This window comes from Clostridia bacterium, from assembly GCA_026414765.1.
Lineage (GTDB): Bacteria > Bacillota > Clostridia > Acetivibrionales > DSM-27016 > SKW86.
The window spans coordinates 138,076-155,692 of sequence record JAOAIJ010000016.1; the positions used below are offsets into that span (position 1 = coordinate 138,076).

A 17,617-nucleotide genomic window follows, 5' to 3' on the forward strand; every position below is an offset into this window, starting at 1 on the left:
GGTTGCTTCTATGAAGCTGAGGTCAAAAATCATTGTTGTATTTATAATTTCCATTATCATATCTGTAATTGTCTTCATATTTGTTACTGCATACTTGCTAAGTCATGGCTTGTGGAGCGGTTTTACCCAATATGATATGAATAAGGCCGTCAGAGAGGTAGAAAAAGAGATCATTTCTGCAGACTCTATAGACAAGTCAAAGGTTAGTCCGATATTCAAACAAAAAGAAAAGAAGTATGAGGGAATGATATTTGAGCTTCTTTCCAAGGATATGGAAATAATATATTCTACCAATGGAATAGAGCGGAAGTTTACGACGGGAAGATTATTGGAAGCATTGTCCTATCATGGCTCCTGGGATCAAAAGGAATGGTTGGCTGCCAGGGAAGTGACGCTTATGGGAGGGCAAAAAGGGGTTATACTTGTTTTAGTGCCACAGGATGAGTTTATGACCATGATTCTGGCAGTAAACGGAGTAAGGGGTGCAGGCGTGATGGGAATTATATTCCTGGTGGGTCTGGGTATTACTCTGGTTGTATCAAGTGTTTTTGCAGTACTTTTTACTATACGGATTTCCAGAAGGTTTTCGCAGCTTTATAACGGTATTAACAGCTTTGAGTTGGGAAATCTGGACGTATCTATCCCTGATAACTCAAGGGATGAACTGGGGAAGCTTGCAAGGAATTTTAACAATATGTCCGGGAAACTGAAAAAACAATTTGATCAGGATAAAGCCTTTCAGGAGGAAAGAAGGAAGCTTGTCTCAAACATATCCCATGACCTCAGAACCCCTCTGACATCCATAATAGGTTATTCGGAGTCTCTGGAAAACGGTGTTTATGAGAATGAGGAGGAGCGCAATAAATATATAGGAATCATTCGTAGAAGGGCTTTATACATGGAAAAGCTTTTGGGAGAACTTTTAGAGTTCTCCAGAATGGAGTCGGGTAACTTTGAGCTTGACAGAAGTAAAAATGATCTGGCGGAGCTTTGCCGGGAGCTGCTGATAGAGTATATGCCCATACTGCAGGATAAAGATATAGAGCTTAATGCGGATATTCCCGATTATCCCGTACCGGCGGAATTTGACCGGGATAGGATTTCCAGGGTTTTGAGGAATCTAATGGACAATGCTGTAAAATACGGTTGTGAGGGCAGATATATAAGCTTATCGGTAAGAGATACTGAAAAGACTGTACAAGTTGAGATTGAAGACAGAGGAAACGGAATCGAAAGAGAGCATGTAGAAAGGATATTTGACCGTTTTTACAGGGCGGATAAAAGCCGGAATACCAGGGATGGAGGAATGGGTCTGGGACTTGCTATCGCTGATGAGATAGTCAGAAGGCACGAGGGCAGGATAGAGGTTAAAAGCGAAATCGGACAAGGGACAAAGTTTACTGTATTTTTACCTAAATGATTCTTGCATATAAAGAAGGCTGTGGGTGTTGTCACCCACAGCCTTTACAGTTATTTTGCTAGGCCCAAAAAAGACTCTGCGATCTTTATTGCATTTTCCTTTGTGAGTTCATATTTCTGGTATGCATAGGAATTTATCGAATAATGCAAGTCAATTGTGTTCCACGAAATAGCATGAAGCTTTATTACTCCTTTGGGCTTCTGTGTCAAATCGGCAGTTTTTATACCGTCAACAACCTTCGTAGGATAATCGGGGAATGCAAATTCCTGCCATATGCCTGTGTACTCTCCGATTTTTACGCTAGAGCCATTATTTGAAGAAGTATGGGTATCTGTGAGTTTGTCTATGCTTGTAAATATAGTATTACCAGTATCAGATACATAGGTAGCAAAAACACTGAGCCTGGGGTCATAGTCCTTAAGTTTCTCAAATTCGCTGCTGTCATTTATAGCTTTCAACATACTTGCCTGAAGACTTTGTGCAGTGATATAGTCCATCTCTTTGCCTAAAGACAGTGTAAGAGCTTTATCTTTTAGTGCAAATTCCCCATACAATTTTTGGGGGAAGCTTACTTTGTAGCCCAGCAACTTTGATAGTGCTTCATCACTCAGGCTTGTTGTGGATGAAACCGATGAAACCATTTCTGATTCGGAAGCATCTTTTTCAACTACCTTGTAGTCGTCTCCCGTTCCCTCTACTACAAATATTGTTTTTATGGCATCGATAGTATCCAGTGCTATTGCTCTTACAGTTGGAGAGAATATCGCTGAAACGCCTAGGATAACTGCAAGACTGAGAGAGAAGGCTAATACAGTTCTTGTTATGTTTTTTGCGTAGCCGGGTATCGGTCTACCCTTTTTACCCTTAATATTCTCTTCGATCCGCAGGTACATATCATCAGGTGCTTCAATCTTCACAAGCTCTGTTGAGAGTACCTGTTTTATATTATCATCCAGCTGATCATTATTAATCATTATTCATACACTCCTTTCCACTATGTGCAAAATCGAAAAGCTCTTCATGGGTTTGTTTTGTCAAACTCTTTTTTATCTGCAGCCTTGCCTGGAAGAGTCTGGATTTAACAGTTCCCTGAAAGCAGCCCATTATTTTTGAGATGTCTTTTATTGTCATATCATTGTAGTAGTAAAGGACAACCGCAGTTCTAACAGGAACGCTTAAGCTCCCTAGGGCATTCCTGATAATCAGGTTTCTTTCCCTAACTTCTACGGTTTCTTCTACGGATTCCTGAAAAGTGGGTATATCTGTATCTTCAAATATATTTTCGACAGGTAAGATTTTTTTAGATTTATTTACCATCCTCCAGCCTGTGCGCACCAATATGATGTAAAACCACCTGTAAAAGGTTTCTGGAGTACGTAGCGATTTCAGCTTCATATATGCTTCAGTAAAAGCTTCCTGCACTATATCCTCAGCAGTGGTTTTATTGCCTGAAATATAGTATGCTGTCCTCATTGCGCGACCAATATATAATCTGTACAGTTCATTAAAAGCTTCCATATCTCCCAGCTGGCATTTGCGTATTATGTTTATTTCCTCCACGTTTTCTTCCCCTTTCGTATTTGGAGCTCCCTTGTAATATATGTGGAAATAGTCTTCAATCCGGTTCACTTTTTATTAGACTTTTTTACTTCTTTACAAAATACATGGTTAAAGCATTCAATACTGTATATTTAATAGATTTGATCATTAAAATTTATTTTATAATACTACCTGTGTGTGCGAGGGTATCTATGTGGTTATTATACAATATTGTATTAATCCGTGTTTAAGTATTTCAACATAATTATAAGCTTTTTGATAGGAAGTAAACTTTCGGCCTCAAATATTTTATTTTTCTTGACAACCAAATATACCGAGTGGTATATTTGGTGCATGGATAAAGCGGAGAGAACTAAGAAATACATAATTGAAAAAGCATCGCCTATTTTTAACAGGAGGGGCTACCATGGAACTTCCCTGTCGGATTTAACGGAGGCGACAAAACTCACAAAAGGTAGTATTTACGGCAATTTTGACAATAAAGATGACCTGGCTATAAATTGCTTTTTATTTAATGTTGACAAAATTACTGATGAAATCAAGAGTAAAATTGCAGCAATAAAGAACCCTATTGAAAAGTTATATGTTTTTCCGAATGTATATAGGAGGATTTATAAATCCATTTTGGATAATGGTGGTTGTCCTATTGCAAACACTCTTATTGAGGCTGATGATACTCATCCGCTTCTAAATAATCTTGCAATTGATGTAATTCATGGACTGGAATGCAATATAGCTTCTATTATTGAGGAAGGTAAGGCTTCCGGGGAAATTATTGAAACTGTAAAATCTCAAAAGACTGCCCAAGTTATAATAACCCTATTTGAAGGGGGTATCATTTTGGCAAAGGCTACAGGTAAAGACAGCTTTATAATTGGGGCGATAGAACAGGTTGAGAGTATTATCGGGTCGTTAGAAAGATAGCTTTTTTTGGACAAAAATATACCGATCGGTATTTTTGTAAATATTAACTTGAAAGGAGAATAATGATGCCAATCGCGACAATCAAAACAATTAGAGGTGCTCTATCAGAAGAACAGAAACTGGAGCTGCATAAAAAATTCGCTGATTTAATGGTTGAAATTGAAGGAAAAGGGAATGAGGAGTTAAGAAAATACGTTATTTTGGCCATTGAGGAGGAGGAGCCTATTAATATGGGAATCGGGGGTTCTACGGCAACATTGGAGTTTGTAAAAAGACTGACTCAGTTTTAGGTAAGTGGGCATGTTCTATGTAAAAGCTATATCCGGTACCGGATATAGCTTTTACATTTATATAAGATATACAAGATGGATAGAGTATTTTTGCCTGCAATATCTATTTTTTATTTATACTTGACTATCTGTTTTACATAATATACCATTGTGTTATAGCTGTAGTATTCATTATCGGCTTTCAATAATAGAGGTGCAATATAAAAATGCCTACTAAAAAATCTTGATTCAAGTACAAAAGCTGCCGGTATCGGAAGGGCTGATGATGAAGGGAGAAGATATGAGTATTATGAATATCATCGGAGTATTAAATAAAGAACATGAATGTGTCAGTAAATCTTACTTGTCCTTACGACGTTGGATAGGTATATTGGGAATATTACTGCCTTTGATTAATATATTAGGGGGATGGTTTATTTCCCGCATACCTGTCCAAAGTACTATAAGTTCGTATTATTACACCAATATGAGAGATTTCTTTGTTGGTATATTATGTGTGGTATCTTTATTTTTAATTACTTATGACGGGTATAACAGGTTTGATCAACTTATCACCAGTGTTGCAGGGGTTTTTGGACTGGGGGTCGCTATAATTCCATGCAGGAGCGAACAGTTTCCAATGCCGGAAGTGGGATTATTGCGGCTAAGTATGCCTCTGTCCGATACACTGCACCTTATATGCGCTGTGGCGTTTTTTACCTTATTGGCAATAATCTCGATATTCCTTTTTACTATGACAGGCCAGGAAAAACAGATAACAAAACAAAAACGCTGGAGAAATATTATATATGTCATATGTGGTGTTACAATGTTACTCTCGCTGCTTGGTGCAGTGCTTTGTTTGCAGTTCATGCCCAAGGAAATGATAGACAAATATAGAGTGATATTAGTGTTTGAAACATTGGCTTTATTCTCGTTTGGGATATCATGGCTGATTAAAGGGGAAACCCTCATAAAAGATAGAGTATAGCAATATTCAGAAGTGAAGATCCGGATAGTATCTATATGTGAAAAAAATTACATAAACATGGAATACTTTAACACATAAAATAAGAACTGTCCGGAATGAACAGTTCTTATTTATTAGAAAAAAGTATCAAACACTGGAGGATAATTATTCTTTAATACTTGGAACATCTATATTTATGTCAACATCACCTTCGTAATCAATGCCCTTAAGCCCAAAACCGAACAGTTTGAAGAAATCCTCACGGTAACCCTTTATATCTGAAGTAGCTTCAAGGTTTTCTGTAGTCACTTCATTCCATGCCTTCATTACCAGGTTTTGGACATCGTCCCTCATTTCCCAGTCATCTATGCGGATACGGCCCTTTTCATCCAATCCCAGTTTGCCGGAGTAAAGGCTGTCTGCAAAAAGACGGTACATTTGCTCAATGCAGCCTTCATGGATATTCATATTTTTCATTACTTTAAAAAGAAGTGATATATATAGCGGTACAACAGGAATAGCGGAACTTGCCTGTGTCACCAAAGCCTTATTCACAGACACATAAGCTTTTCCCCCTATAGTCTTTAGCTGGTTGTCTATATTCTGTACTGAAAACTCAAGATGGTCTTTTGCTCTTCCTATAGTTCCATCCCTATATATGGAATGAGTAATCTCAGGTCCTATGTAGGAATATGCGACAGTAACAACATTATCTGCAAGGACATCTGCGCTTCTGAGAGCTTTTATCCACATCTCCCAGTCTTCTCCGCCCATTACCGCTACAGTTTGCCTGATTTCTTCTTCATTTGCCGGTCCTACCGTAATGTCAGTGACTTCACCGCTGTGGAAGTTTACAGTTTTGTTTGTATATGCTTTCCCTATGGGCTTAATAACGGAATTCAAAGTTTCTCCCGTATCAGGGTGAATGCGTCTCGGAGACGCAAGACTGTAAACGATAAGATCAACTTTCCCAAGATCTTTCTTAATTAATTCAATTGTTTTTTCTTTTATTTCATTTGAAAAAGCATCGCCATTTATACTCTTTGCGTATATTCCACTTTCCTGTGCAGCTTTTTCAAAGGCTGCCGAGTTATACCAGCCTGCGCTTGCTGTACGAGCCTCGGAAGCAGCTTTTTCAAAAAAGACACCTATGGTGGCAGCTCCTGAGCCAAATGCAGAAACAATACGTGATGCAAGGCCATAACCTGTTGATGCGCCGATTACCAGTACTTTCTTAGGACCGTTTATGCCGGGCTGTCCTTTTACGTATTTTATTTGTTCAAGCACATGGCTTGCACAGCCTGTGGGATGCGCAGTCGTACATATAAAACCTCTGACCTTTGGATTTACTATCATTCTAAACACTCCTCCAACTGATTAAGTATAGACTATTTATTTACATGTCAGGCTAAGTAAATTTTATTCCCAGAAGCAGACGTTGCGAGTATTAAGATGCTGTGTAATTCAGTTGGGATCAAATCAAACTCACTTCGTTCAGACTTTGATTTGACTTCTCCTCACCCGGATTAACAGGCTCTAAACTCTCTACGAACATGTCTAGCCAGAAAATTTACTAAGCTGGATTTACAGGTTAAGTTTATACGTTCTATTTTTATATTGTGAATTATATCATAAAATATTTATTATTACCAGCTCATAATACTTGTTGACAGATTTACTGAATATGGTAAAATTAAATAGTTCGAAAAAAATCGAACTGAGGAGTGGGAAAATGGGCAGAATTATAAATGACAAAGCTTTAGATGTTTTCGTTGCTCTGTCGGATAAAACCAGACTGAATATTGTGAGAGAGCTTTTAAACGGTGAAAAGCCTTGTTCTGAATTGATTCTTAAGTTCAATCTGAGTAAATCCACCTTTTCGCACCATGCAAAGATACTTTCCAGAAGCGGGCTGGTGAGTTTCAGACGGAAGGGCAAGTTTTTGTTTTTTTCGCTGGACGGCTGTTTCATAAACTACTCACTCCGGTTATTAATGCAGGGTGATGAGCTGAAGACAGGGGAAAATACACTCGATTGAGCGTTATCTATATCAAAATATGAAAGGAATGATTAAGATGGGTTTACTTTCAAACAGGAATATATTGATAATGGGTGTAAGAAACAAGTGGAGTATTGCCTGGGGAATTGCAAAAGCTGTATATGCGGAAGGCGCAAATCTGATTTTTACATATCTCGGCGAAAGAGAGAAGGAGAGTATGGAAGACCTGGTTTCCTCACTTGGAAATCCTGCTGTGCTAAAGTGTGATATTACCTCCGATGAGGAAATAGATAATCTCTTTAAGGAAATAGAGGCCAAGTATGGGATTTTGCACGGCCTTGTCCATTCTATTGCATATGCCAGAACCGAGGACATCCAGAATGGTTTGATAAACACTTCTAGGGACGGGTTTGCTCTTGCCAATGATATAAGTGCCTATTCCCTCACTGCAGTGAGCAGAAGAGCAAAGGACTTGATGGTTGAAGGGGGAAGTATTGTCACACTTACATACATGGGAGCAGAAAAAGTTTTCTCGGGATATAATGTAATGGGAGTGGCAAAGGCTGCACTTGAAGCCAGTGTAATGTATCTGGCCTCAGACGTAGGGCCTCACGGAATAAGAGTAAATGCCATATCTGCCGGACCGATAAAAACAATGTCGGCAAAAGGGGTTAAAGATTTCAGTAGTATACTTGATGCTTCAGATCAAAAGGCTCCTTTGAGAAGGAGAATAGATCATGATGATGTGGGCGGACCTGTGGTATTTCTCCTGAGTGATATGTCAAGAGGTATAACAGGAGAAGTGATACATGTGGATTGCGGACTAAACATAATGGGAATATAAAAAGTGTCATGCAAAATAAAGTGTTGTATAAAGACAAAATAATTGAATATACCATAATATTAAGTAATCGGAAGTCTGTAGGAATATCTGTCAGTGTAAAAAACGGCGTGAGGGTATCGGCTCCACACTGGGTTGGCAGAAAGCAGATTGAAGATATAGTAAACCAAAAAGCGGAGTGGATTGCAAGGAAGCTTGAAGAGCTTTCGGAAAGGCAACCTGCCAGCATCAGAAAAGAGCTGGCAGATGATACTGATCTGCTATACCTGGGAAGGATTCTTTATCTCAAACTCGTCGAAGATAGAAACATAAAAAAATCCTCCCTCAGAACTGCCGGGGATATGATTATAATTACGCTGCCCAACGGGCTGGGAAAAGAAGAATATGGGGAGCGGATAAGGAAGATTGTCGTAGAGTGGTACAGGGAACGTGCAATGGAAGTACTGAATGAACGTGTCCAGATTTTTTCTCCCGCAATGGGCGTAAGAGCTTCAGAGATAAAGATAAAACAGCAAAAGACAAGATGGGGCAGCTGCAGCAGCCGTGGGAATATAAATTTTAACTGGAAGCTCGTTATGTTTCCGCTGGATATAATTGACTATGTGGTGGTACATGAATTAGCGCACCTGAAGGTTTTAAACCATTCAAAGAAATTCTGGGAGGTTGTCGGTTCAGTAATGCCTGACTACAAAACCAGAGAAAAGCAGCTAAGGGAATATGCCCGAAAACTTGATTCGATTGAATAAAAAAATTGTATTTACCCATAATATGAGCATACAATTAGACTGTATATATATAAAGGAGGCGCCATTATGGGTGAAGAGCAGATACTTGTAAAAATAAACAGGTTGCTGCAGGAAGTAGGACATAATGAAGAAGTAAAAAGCTTATCCGGTCTCAAAGCGTTTTTAAATGATACAAGCAATAAAAGATTGCCGGTATATGACCAGGTAGAAGAACTGTACGATATACTTATGGTGGGACAGGGGATGTGGTAGAAGATTCATATATACATAGACAATAATGTACAAATTAAAAGGGCCTAAGGCTCTTTTTCTGTTTATGACAGATCGGATGACTTTTGTCATATGAGATTTGTGACGTTTAGTACTAAAATGAATCACCAGTAGAGCTTATAATAAAGCCATGATACAAAAACAAATAACAAATTTAAATATTCAGGAGGTAATATTATGAACGGAAATAACTATCATGGTTTGGTAATTCACTTTGTGAGCGGCGAGAAGATAAAGCTGGATAGGGGATATGATGTAGAAAAGATTATTAGCTGGTTTATGGAAGGTACTGAAGAGTTTATCGTGCTTGATAAATACGATTATGAAAAACTTAAGTCCAATGAATATCCGCAGAAATACTTCTTAAAGAAGTCGTCAATTACATTCATAGAACAGACATATTAAGAAAAAGAAAAGCTGAGTTAAGGGGCTTGTCAGGGATGCGTAAGCATTATAGGCAAGTCCCTTGTTGTATGTAAAAACCTTTTGATTTGTACTAATCTTGTAAAACACTGTTTATTTTTGGGCAGTTGGTTGGAATGCTAAAAGAACTACCAGAGCTAAAATCAAAAGAAGAAAATATACACTGCATAAAGCTATTGAAGTTATAGATAGCCATTTTTTTCTGTTTTTACGTGTCAGATCAATTATTGACAATACGAGAGAAGTAATGACTGACACTATGAGAAAAAGTGGAGCAACCGCTGCGAGTACCACTGCAGATTTGCGAAGAATAAGTGAAAGAAAAATTATAAAATAACCAGAAGCTATAATAATAAAAGAAGTCAGGGAAAGTTTTGAAACTCTAGGATTTTCTTTTGGTGTATTAGTATTTGTATTTTCCATATTGCCTCCCCAATATATTTAGTATGTTTTCAGTATTAGAGCAACACAAATTCTTTTATAGGTAGTCATAACTAAAACATTTGTTTATCAAATATTTTATGCGGATTGCTATGTAATGTCAATAATTGTAGCTGCAAAGAAGGTAGTGAATGTCCCAAACATGTTTATGACATGACAGTATAGAATAGTTAATATTATAGTATCAATAATCATAAAACCGCACGGGAAGCCTCAGTAGCTTTTTCAAGGGAAAAACTCTCCATTTGCCTTAAAAGTTTTTAGGTGAGGGTAAGCGGCTTTTTTGTTTTCTGGACAAGTCCGGGTTTCCCTAAGTGTATAGGAAGGATGCAAACGCTTGTGAAAGCAGCAGAATCACCTTTGCTATTTCATAATATACGACATAAATGGACATAATTTTACATATTATCTATAAATAATGTAAAAATTGACAAATTAAAAATTTGGTATTATAATGGACATATGTCCATACAGAATATAGAAATTATAAAAAATACTGACAGAGGAGTGCGAAAATGGCGGGGATTAATCTGGTAATAGCAGACAATGATGAAGCATACCTTGATAGCTTTGTAAGCTATATGATCAGGTATTATCCTCACAGGTTTACGGTAAATACCTTCTCAGGAATAAAAGATCTCAGGGGGTATCTTGAAGAAGTTTCAGATAAAGTGGACATATTGTTGATAAGTGAAGATTTGGAGCATGATTCTGTGGACAAAAGCAAAATCGGGTGTTTCATTATACTAACTAAAGGAAAAGCTGCCAGAGGCGAGGGAGAACAGTACTGCATCAATAAATATCAGTATGGAGACAGGCTCGCAGCTTGTATTCTGGGCGTTTATTCGGAAAAAACAGGTGGTAAGTTTAACGGAGAAAGCAAGAATAAAAATACACGGGTTGTTTCCGTGTTTTCACCCCAGGGGGGATCAGGGAAGACAAGTATTGCTTTAAGTGCTTGCATTCAATGCGCCAGAAAGGGAAGTATGGTATTCTACCTGAACCTGGAAGAATTCAATTCTACTTCAGCTTTTTTGAACTGCAAAAGTGATTTGAATTTTTCAAATGTTATCTATTACCTTAAGGAAAGAAGCAGAAATCTGGCACTGAAGATTGAGGCTTCAAAATGTGTGGACCCTGTGTGGGGATTTCACTATTTTGCACCCTCTGATAATGATGTGGAAATAAATGAGATTTCATTTGAAGATGTAAACGAATTGATTGACCAGATAAAATCTCTTGGGATATATGATTTCATATTCATTGACATGTCAAGCAGCTTTAATGCCAGAAATACAGGGCTGCTGGGCATCAGTGACAGAATACTTCTTGTGTTTGGCATGGAAATGTCCTCAGAGAGTAAAATTGCCAGGTTTGTGGACAGCCTGGATATATTTGTTCAAAAAGGACAGGAAGATATAAGGGGAAAGTGCGGTGTGATTTTAAACCGGTGCAGACAGTCCGTCCAGAGTTATTCAGACTATGAAAGTATATTTGATAATGCCAATCCGGTAAAAATACCTGAGATTAAAGATTTTAACTGGTCTGAAATACCATACCTTACAAATATGGATAACGGCAATGGAGAAAATATCGGCAGGCTGATACAAGGGTACGATCTGGCAGTGCAGAGCAAATGTATATAGGGAGGTTTTCGATGGATACGAATCAAAGGGAAGACTTTATAAGAGGAATAAAAAAGGCAGTAAGCAATAGCATTGACTTGAAAAAGGATATTACGGATGAGCAGATCAGGGATGCAATTACAACCTTTGTATTTGAGCGTTCTAAAAAATCATATCTTACGATCAGGGAAAAGCGGGAGCTGGTAGAAACTATTTTTAACTCGATGAGAAGGCTTGATATACTCCAGCCTCTTATAGAAGATAAATCAATAACTGAAATAATGATAAACGGTACAGCCCCTATTTTTATTGAAAGAGACGGAAAAAGCTCCAAACTGGATGTCTGTTTTGAGGATACGGAAAAGCTTGAGGATGTGATACAATCCGTTGTTTCAAAGGTGAATAGGGCTGTAAACGAATCTTCGCCTATTGTTGACGCCCGCCTGAAAGACGGTTCAAGAGTAAACATAGTACTCCCGCCTATAGCACTGAACGGGCCTATCATGACTATAAGAAAATTTCCTGAAAAGCCTCTGACTATAGAAAAGCTTGTCAGATACGAAGCACTTACGGAGGAAGCAGCAGAACTTCTCGGACATCTGGTGCGTGCGAGATATAATATCTTCATTTCCGGTGGAACAGGGTCTGGTAAAACTACTTTTCTAAATGCGTTATCCAACTACATACCGGCTGATGAGAGAATAGTTACAATAGAAGATTCGGCAGAGCTTCAGATAAAATGCGTAGAAAATATTGTTAGGCTGGAAACCCGTAACTCAAATACCGAAGGCAAAGGGGAAATCACCATCAGGGATCTTATCAAGACATCGTTAAGAATGAGACCTGATAGGATCATCGTTGGAGAGGTACGAGGCCCGGAAGCACTGGATATGCTCCAGGCCATGAACACGGGACATGACGGTTCACTTTCCACAGGCCATGCAAACTCGTCGTCAGATATGCTAAGCAGGCTGGAAACTATGGTCTTAAGCGGCAGTTCGATGCCTCTTGAGGCCATACGCAAGCAAATAGTTTCTGCCATAGACATTATCATACACCTGTCAAGGTTGAGGGATAAGTCCCGAAGGGTGATGGAAATATCAGAAGTCACCGGATACAAGGATGGAGAGATACAGCTTAACCCCCTTTATGTGTTTGAGGAGGAGGGCGACACCTGGGATGGCAAGGTTGTCGGGAAGCTTAAGAGGACAGGAAATGAGATGTTGAATAAGACTAAATTCAGGATGGCAGGGGTGCCGGATATAGTGTGAACAGATTAAGGGGGAGAATGGGTTTGGAGGGTGAAGTTCGGGAAGAATGGCAGAATGGCAGCGTAAAAAATGAGAAGCTTACAGATTATGATATATATATAATGCCTTTCAGAGATAAAGTTCTGTATACATTGCTTGCAGCAGTAGTAATATTTTTCATTACGCTTATCTTTTATCACAACATATCTCTTTCTATGCTCTTTTGTCCCATGTCTTTGATTTATCCCCGTTTAAGAACAAAAGAAATAATTTCTAAGAGAAAGTGTGAGCTTAATTTACAATTCAAAGATATGTTATATGCAATTTCATCCTCGCTGTCTGCGGGCAAATCTGTAGAATCGGCATTTAAAGATGCTTTGAGGGACTTAGAGATTATATATCCCGGCAGCGATACCAGCATAATAACAGAGGTAGACTGCATAGTAAAAAAAATCGGGATGAATGAAACTGTAGAATCGGCTTTGGGTGGTTTTGCCGCGAGGTCACATTTAGAGGATGTAAAGAACTTTGCAGATGTGTTTTACACCTGTAAAAGGACTGGTGGGAATATAATTGAAGTTATAAAAAACACTTCAAACCTAATAACCGACAAAATAGAGACAAAACAGGAAATAGACATAATGCTTGCACAGCGGAGGTTTGAGCATAAGGTACTTAATATTCTTCCTGTTTTCATGATACTTTTATTGTCAACAAGTGCTGCTGACTATATGAGACCGGTTTTTAGCGATATTGCAGGAAGAATAGCAATGACTTTTTCAATTATGCTTCTTGCTATGGCATATTTCATTTCTAAAAAAATAATGGATATAAGAGTTTAGCAGGAGGATAAAGATTTGCTTTTGGTATTTTTATTGCTTACCGGGGTGGTGTTTTCATTGTATTTTGTTACAAGAACTAAATATGAAGATATTATGAGAACTGTAGACGAGAAAGAGTATGCTATGAAACGTTTTTTCCCCATATCGTTGTATATACTTGAGCTGGTAGATTACAAATATTCCTTTAAATACGACCGGATTATTACGGGGAAGGTGTCAGAGCTATATGGGAACAGGTATTCTCATATCTTTCTGAAAATTCACTGGGCAAATAAAGTATCCTTTATGATTATAGCTTTACTATTTGCATTTTTGCTTGGAGCGTGTACGGAACCGGATTTATCAATGGCTGTTTTTGGAGTAATCATAATTTGTGCAGCTTTTATTATTCCTGACAGAGAGCTTAGTGAAAAGGTGAAAAAAAGGAGGATTTCAATCCAGCTTGATTTTCCTGATTTTATCAACAAGCTTATACTTCTGGTAAATGCAGGAATGACTGTTTCGAGAGCTTGGGAAAAAATAGTCGCTGATAATACAAAGGACGGACATATATACAAGGAACTGGAAACGGCATTATTTGATATTAGAGCGGGTAAATCTGAAATACAGGCCTATGAGGACTTTGCCAGAAGGTGCAGGGTCCCTCAGGTGACCAAATTTGTTTCTGTAGTCATACAGAATATCAGGAAAGGAAATTCAGAGCTGATTCCAATCCTGAGACTTCAGGCAAATGATTGCTGGGAGATGAGAAAAAACACTGCTAAGAAGTTGGGGGAGGAGGCATCTACAAAAATGCTGATACCCATGATGATAATGTTTATTGCCATTTTAATAATAGTAGCAGTACCGGCAATACTGGCAATGAGAGGAATATAAGGTAAAAAGGGAGGCAGCGATATGATGGGGTTGGTAAAAAAATTCTTAAAGGAAGAGGATGGTCTGGGTACGGTTGAAATTGTAGTTATAATTGCGGTTCTTATAGGATTGGCTCTTATATTCAGAAAAGCAATATTTTCATTTGTAAACCAGATACTGGCTAAGATTTTTGGCTCTGCAGGCGATGTTGTTAACACACCAGCTAGCACCGACATGCCCTCAATGACTATAAAATAGTTGGGTAAGAGGGTAGTAAATATGATTTGAAGGCAGACTTAAAGCTCAGATTTAGGGTAGGCTGCTTAAAAAGATAATGTCTAAAGCAGTCCAAATATTAGGGGAAAATATGCTTATACTTGACGGAAGCAAACATAATAATAAGGGCAGTTCTACAATTGAAACAGCTCTGGTCATATGGGTAATCATCATTGTCCTTGCATCGCTTATATATTCGTTTCTTATTATCAATCAAAAGATGCTGCTTACCAAAACTGCAGGGTACATTTCCCAGCAAGGGGCGGCTATATGGGATGACAGCAGGAAAGATATCTATACCGGAGCTATACATGGGAAAGGTAATGCACGGAATATGGCAGACCTCTACTATCACATTCTGGATGACTCCTTACTGACAGGGAGGAAAATCAGGAGAAAATTAGATATGCTGAAGAAAACTAAGCACACGGGCGGATATAGTAGAGGCAGTTCGCAGGATCAAAAGCTTTTCAGGATAGAGGAAGCATTAGTAAAGGAGCTATCTAAAGGGCTTCTTAGACCTTCAGCCACATATTATTCAATTGATTTCAGCAACATGGCCATACAGCGCAAGATAACTGTTAATCTCTCTCAAGAGGTAAGAATTCCATTCGGGAGACTAAAGGAAGTATTCAACGGTAAGGAATTTATAACGCTTACGGGTGAAGGGACAGCGGTCATAGCGGAGCCTGAAGAGTATATAAGAAATATTGATCTTATCATCGAATACACCGATAAGAGCGGTGTGTTGACAAATATCTCCGAAAAAATCGGTATGCTTAAAAGCAAGATTAAAAATAACAGTAGATAAGGGGTGGCTGATGAGTTGGAATAAAAGCCGGAAGGGAGGAATAGCTGTATTTCAGTGTATCATACTGACAGGGCTTTTACTATTTGCAGGTATCATGATTGATATTGCCAGAATAATGCTGGCTGAGAAGGAAGTCCAAAGTGCAGTCAATGCAGCAGCAAGGTCTGTATTGGCAAATTATGATGAAAATCTTGCCGGTGATTATGGCTTGTTTGCCCTGAATACAGTTTCAAAAGCAGACACTGCCAATGAAGAATTTTTTAGATATCTTTCTGCCAATCTTCAGGTTTCTGCAAAGGGCTTTAACCTCATAAGGTACAAATTAGATAAAGGCAAAACTTCAGCCTGTGGTTACAGGAGTATAATAAGCAACAGTGATAATGCTTTTAAAGAGCAGATATTGGAATATGTGAAGTACAGAGTACCCTTAATGGTAACAGAAAATATAATTGATAAAATTTCTGCTTCAGGGATATTCAGTAAAAAGGATTTTGCGGTAAAAGCGAAAAATGCCAGAGAGAAGAGTACGAATGTCAAAGCAAATATAGAAAGGCTTAATGACAGCATTAAAGAACTAAATGGCACTATATCTTATGTAATGAATAATTCTGTAAACAGCTCAAATGTAAAGGAGTATACTGACAGGCTTAATGCACTGAAGAAATACTGTACTGAGGCTGTGGGCGGCGCGGGCGTACTGGATGAAAGCATATTTGCATACAGGAAAGCTGCGGATGAGGCTTGCAAGTATGCTGAATCAGCAAATAATGATGAAGCGCTACAGGGGGAGGCTGCGATAAAAACATGTGACAAGGAGTTTGGAGATGCTGATGGAGCAATAAGTAAAACTTTAAAAGAGGCTTCAGTACTGCTTGCAGAAGTCAGTACATATCAGATGCTGGCAGAGCCTCTTCTTAAGAATATTAGTACACTGTCTTTGGAAATAAGTATATTAAATGAACGGAATGGGTTTTTAAATGCTTCAAAGGAAAAAGGTAAGAAGGGTAGAGGTGAAACTGAAGAAATTTATAAAGCTATTGAACAGAATAATGACAGGATTAGAATGCTTGAATCTGAGATGGAAACATACTTGCAGGATATAAATAAGCTGAAAGGCAGTCTTCCCCTTAGGGAGCTGAACGAAATAAAGGTGCGGGAGGCCTCAGACGTGCCGGAAGAAAGGCCTGAGCGTGATCATGAGAATGCCAGCGGCAAGTTATCTGCTTTGAGTGACAAGTTTAGTAAGCTTCTTGGATATAAAAGCATAAAGGATGAGTGGCTTATTACTGGTAGTGAATTTGAGCAGGCAAAGCAGAAGGAAATAATTGATCCTAAAACATTTGACAATAGGCAAATTCTTACGGATGAAAAGCACCTTAAGGAGGCTGAAACTGCTGGGGAAGATGCATTTGCTTTGATAGATAGAATCAGGACGGCAGTTGAAGCAGGGGTAGAAAAGCTATATATAGTCGAATATATTATGGACAAATTTACATACCATTCATCACTTACAGAAAGAGACCATTACTTCCGGAAGGGGGAGGTAGAATATATTTTGTGGGGAGGAAAAAGTCAGAATGCAAATATAGCACAAACAATAAGAGCAGTAGGCATAATGAGATATGCAATAAACTCTGTAGATTATTTTGCTACAAGCAAGGTACCCCACCCGGTCTTAAGATTGGTCTATGCTGCCGGAAGAGGACTGGTGCAATCCTTTATTGACTGCTATGAACTCTACGGAGGAAAAAGCATCAGTATATGCCCTACACTGAAAAAGTCTGAACTCAAGGTTGACTATGCAGAGCATTTAAGAATTTTTCTTCTACTGCAATCTGCTGTTAGTGAGAATACACAATTAAATAATATCCGCCAGCTTATACAGGTGAACAGCAAATGCCCCGATTATGAATCCAGGCTCCGGAACCCTGGTTTCATGCTTTCAGACTACAACACTGCTTTGAGAGCGAAGGTTTCAGTAGAAATCAATCTATGGTTTCTCCCCCTGCTCAAACCTGAAATGCTTGGATTTTCTGGTTTTAAAGGATCGAAGTATGTCATAAGCAAAGAGATACATGTGGATTACTAAAAGAAG

General features: G+C 38.5%; 20 protein-coding genes. 16 read left to right on the plus strand and 4 right to left on the minus strand.

The window, feature by feature from the left end; all coding sequences use genetic code 11:
- The first annotated feature begins 10 nt into the window (after window positions 1–10).
- Window positions 11–1,420 carry a HAMP domain-containing histidine kinase gene (locus N3I35_05365; GenBank protein ID MCX8129515.1) on the plus strand — a complete coding sequence of 470 codons (1,410 nt, stop codon included), beginning with the start codon at window positions 11–13 and terminating at the stop codon, window positions 1,418–1,420.
- Window positions 1,421–1,470: 50 nt separating this feature from the next.
- Here N3I35_05365 and N3I35_05370 read toward each other — a convergent pair whose 3' ends face one another.
- Complete coding sequence (locus N3I35_05370) at window positions 1,471–2,394, minus strand: hypothetical protein (GenBank protein ID MCX8129516.1); 924 nt, start codon at window positions 2,392–2,394, stop codon at window positions 1,471–1,473.
- The gene (locus N3I35_05375; GenBank protein ID MCX8129517.1) at window positions 2,387–2,980 is read right to left on the minus strand and encodes an RNA polymerase sigma factor; all 594 of its coding nucleotides are present in this window, start codon (window positions 2,978–2,980) and stop codon (window positions 2,387–2,389) included. Before N3I35_05375 ends, N3I35_05370 begins: the two co-directional genes overlap by 8 nt.
- Window positions 2,981–3,313: 333 nt before the next feature.
- Between N3I35_05375 and N3I35_05380 the strand changes: the two genes are divergently transcribed.
- The 3 genes from N3I35_05380 (at window position 3,314) to N3I35_05390 (ending at window position 5,164) form a co-directional block, all read left to right on the plus strand.
- On the plus strand, window positions 3,314–3,904 hold the full coding sequence (locus tag N3I35_05380) for a TetR/AcrR family transcriptional regulator (GenBank protein ID MCX8129518.1): 591 nt from the start codon (window positions 3,314–3,316) through the stop codon (window positions 3,902–3,904).
- Between the two features lie 62 nt (window positions 3,905–3,966).
- Window positions 3,967–4,194, plus strand: coding sequence for a tautomerase family protein (locus N3I35_05385; GenBank protein MCX8129519.1), 228 nt, complete (start codon window positions 3,967–3,969; stop codon window positions 4,192–4,194).
- Window positions 4,195–4,456: 262 nt separating this feature from the next.
- Window positions 4,457–5,164 (plus strand): DUF998 domain-containing protein, encoded by a 708-nt coding sequence (locus N3I35_05390; protein ID MCX8129520.1) that lies wholly within the window; start codon window positions 4,457–4,459, stop codon window positions 5,162–5,164.
- A 144-nt stretch (window positions 5,165–5,308) separates the two neighbouring features.
- Here the strand turns inward: N3I35_05390 and N3I35_05395 are convergent, their stop codons facing one another.
- Entirely contained in the window at window positions 5,309–6,499 is a 1,191-nt protein-coding gene (locus tag N3I35_05395) for a trans-2-enoyl-CoA reductase family protein (GenBank protein ID MCX8129521.1), read from the minus strand.
- A gap of 376 nt (window positions 6,500–6,875) precedes the next feature.
- Here N3I35_05395 and N3I35_05400 point away from each other — a divergent pair, with 376 nt between their 5' ends.
- The 5 genes from N3I35_05400 to N3I35_05420 all read left to right on the plus strand — a co-directional run bounded on the left by N3I35_05400 (window position 6,876) and on the right by N3I35_05420 (window position 9,404).
- Window positions 6,876–7,181, plus strand: a complete 306-nt coding sequence (locus tag N3I35_05400) for a metalloregulator ArsR/SmtB family transcription factor (GenBank protein MCX8129522.1) — start codon at window positions 6,876–6,878, stop codon at window positions 7,179–7,181.
- A 37-nt stretch (window positions 7,182–7,218) separates the two neighbouring features.
- On the plus strand, window positions 7,219–7,986 hold the full coding sequence (locus tag N3I35_05405; GenBank protein MCX8129523.1) for an SDR family oxidoreductase: 768 nt from the start codon (window positions 7,219–7,221) through the stop codon (window positions 7,984–7,986).
- A gap of 8 nt (window positions 7,987–7,994) precedes the next feature.
- Window positions 7,995–8,729 (plus strand): M48 family metallopeptidase, encoded by a 735-nt coding sequence (locus N3I35_05410; GenBank protein ID MCX8129524.1) that lies wholly within the window; start codon window positions 7,995–7,997, stop codon window positions 8,727–8,729.
- Between the two features lie 66 nt (window positions 8,730–8,795).
- Window positions 8,796–8,981 carry a hypothetical protein gene (locus tag N3I35_05415; GenBank protein ID MCX8129525.1) on the plus strand — a complete coding sequence of 62 codons (186 nt, stop codon included), beginning with the start codon at window positions 8,796–8,798 and terminating at the stop codon, window positions 8,979–8,981.
- A 195-nt stretch (window positions 8,982–9,176) separates the two neighbouring features.
- Window positions 9,177–9,404 carry a hypothetical protein gene (locus tag N3I35_05420; protein MCX8129526.1) on the plus strand — a complete coding sequence of 76 codons (228 nt, stop codon included), beginning with the start codon at window positions 9,177–9,179 and terminating at the stop codon, window positions 9,402–9,404.
- 111 nt (window positions 9,405–9,515) lie between these two features.
- On the opposite strand, the gene N3I35_05425 is transcribed toward N3I35_05420, so the two are convergent.
- On the minus strand, window positions 9,516–9,845 hold the full coding sequence (locus N3I35_05425) for a hypothetical protein (GenBank protein ID MCX8129527.1): 330 nt from the start codon (window positions 9,843–9,845) through the stop codon (window positions 9,516–9,518).
- 533 nt (window positions 9,846–10,378) lie between these two features.
- Here N3I35_05425 and N3I35_05430 point away from each other — a divergent pair.
- The 7 genes from N3I35_05430 (at window position 10,379) to N3I35_05460 (ending at window position 17,611) form a co-directional block, all read left to right on the plus strand.
- Window positions 10,379–11,509, plus strand: coding sequence for an AAA family ATPase (locus N3I35_05430; protein ID MCX8129528.1), 1,131 nt, complete (start codon window positions 10,379–10,381; stop codon window positions 11,507–11,509).
- Window positions 11,510–11,520: 11 nt separating this feature from the next.
- Window positions 11,521–12,759: a CpaF family protein gene (locus N3I35_05435; protein ID MCX8129529.1), complete on the plus strand. Its 1,239-nt coding sequence runs from the start codon at window positions 11,521–11,523 to the stop codon at window positions 12,757–12,759.
- Window positions 12,760–12,776: 17 nt separating this feature from the next.
- Window positions 12,777–13,580 (plus strand): pilus assembly protein TadB, encoded by an 804-nt coding sequence (locus N3I35_05440; protein MCX8129530.1) that lies wholly within the window; start codon window positions 12,777–12,779, stop codon window positions 13,578–13,580.
- A gap of 15 nt (window positions 13,581–13,595) precedes the next feature.
- Window positions 13,596–14,456, plus strand: coding sequence for a type II secretion system F family protein (locus N3I35_05445; GenBank protein MCX8129531.1), 861 nt, complete (start codon window positions 13,596–13,598; stop codon window positions 14,454–14,456).
- Between the two features lie 21 nt (window positions 14,457–14,477).
- Window positions 14,478–14,693: a hypothetical protein gene (locus N3I35_05450; protein MCX8129532.1), complete on the plus strand. Its 216-nt coding sequence runs from the start codon at window positions 14,478–14,480 to the stop codon at window positions 14,691–14,693.
- A 109-nt stretch (window positions 14,694–14,802) separates the two neighbouring features.
- Entirely contained in the window at window positions 14,803–15,522 is a 720-nt protein-coding gene (locus tag N3I35_05455; protein MCX8129533.1) for a hypothetical protein, read from the plus strand.
- A gap of 10 nt (window positions 15,523–15,532) precedes the next feature.
- Entirely contained in the window at window positions 15,533–17,611 is a 2,079-nt protein-coding gene (locus N3I35_05460) for a DUF5702 domain-containing protein (GenBank protein ID MCX8129534.1), read from the plus strand.
- Window positions 17,612–17,617 lie beyond the last annotated feature (6 nt).

What these genes read in the sequence shown, in the direction of transcription:
- N3I35_05385 (MCX8129519.1), top strand. Translation starts at nt 3,967, where the DNA reads ATGATGCCAATCGCGACAATCAAAACAATTAGAGGTGCTCTATCAGAA.
- N3I35_05415 (MCX8129525.1), top strand. Translation starts at nt 8,796, where the DNA reads ATGGGTGAAGAGCAGATACTTGTAAAAATAAACAGGTTGCTGCAGGAA.
- N3I35_05450 (MCX8129532.1), top strand. Translation starts at nt 14,478, where the DNA reads ATGATGGGGTTGGTAAAAAAATTCTTAAAGGAAGAGGATGGTCTGGGT.
- N3I35_05400 (MCX8129522.1), top strand. Translation starts at nt 6,876, where the DNA reads ATGGGCAGAATTATAAATGACAAAGCTTTAGATGTTTTCGTTGCTCTG.
- N3I35_05370 (MCX8129516.1), bottom strand. Translation starts at nt 2,394, where the DNA reads ATGATTAATAATGATCAGCTGGATGATAATATAAAACAGGTACTCTCA.
- N3I35_05365 (MCX8129515.1), top strand. Translation starts at nt 11, where the DNA reads ATGAAGCTGAGGTCAAAAATCATTGTTGTATTTATAATTTCCATTATC.
- N3I35_05440 (MCX8129530.1), top strand. Translation starts at nt 12,777, where the DNA reads ATGGGTTTGGAGGGTGAAGTTCGGGAAGAATGGCAGAATGGCAGCGTA.
- N3I35_05430 (MCX8129528.1), top strand. Translation starts at nt 10,379, where the DNA reads ATGGCGGGGATTAATCTGGTAATAGCAGACAATGATGAAGCATACCTT.
- N3I35_05420 (MCX8129526.1), top strand. Translation starts at nt 9,177, where the DNA reads ATGAACGGAAATAACTATCATGGTTTGGTAATTCACTTTGTGAGCGGC.
- N3I35_05460 (MCX8129534.1), top strand. Translation starts at nt 15,533, where the DNA reads ATGAGTTGGAATAAAAGCCGGAAGGGAGGAATAGCTGTATTTCAGTGT.
- N3I35_05425 (MCX8129527.1), bottom strand. Translation starts at nt 9,845, where the DNA reads ATGGAAAATACAAATACTAATACACCAAAAGAAAATCCTAGAGTTTCA.
- N3I35_05405 (MCX8129523.1), top strand. Translation starts at nt 7,219, where the DNA reads ATGGGTTTACTTTCAAACAGGAATATATTGATAATGGGTGTAAGAAAC.
- N3I35_05380 (MCX8129518.1), top strand. Translation starts at nt 3,314, where the DNA reads ATGGATAAAGCGGAGAGAACTAAGAAATACATAATTGAAAAAGCATCG.
- N3I35_05395 (MCX8129521.1), bottom strand. Translation starts at nt 6,499, where the DNA reads ATGATAGTAAATCCAAAGGTCAGAGGTTTTATATGTACGACTGCGCAT.
- N3I35_05455 (MCX8129533.1), top strand. Translation starts at nt 14,803, where the DNA reads ATGCTTATACTTGACGGAAGCAAACATAATAATAAGGGCAGTTCTACA.
- N3I35_05435 (MCX8129529.1), top strand. Translation starts at nt 11,521, where the DNA reads ATGGATACGAATCAAAGGGAAGACTTTATAAGAGGAATAAAAAAGGCA.
- N3I35_05390 (MCX8129520.1), top strand. Translation starts at nt 4,457, where the DNA reads ATGATGAAGGGAGAAGATATGAGTATTATGAATATCATCGGAGTATTA.
- N3I35_05410 (MCX8129524.1), top strand. Translation starts at nt 7,995, where the DNA reads ATGCAAAATAAAGTGTTGTATAAAGACAAAATAATTGAATATACCATA.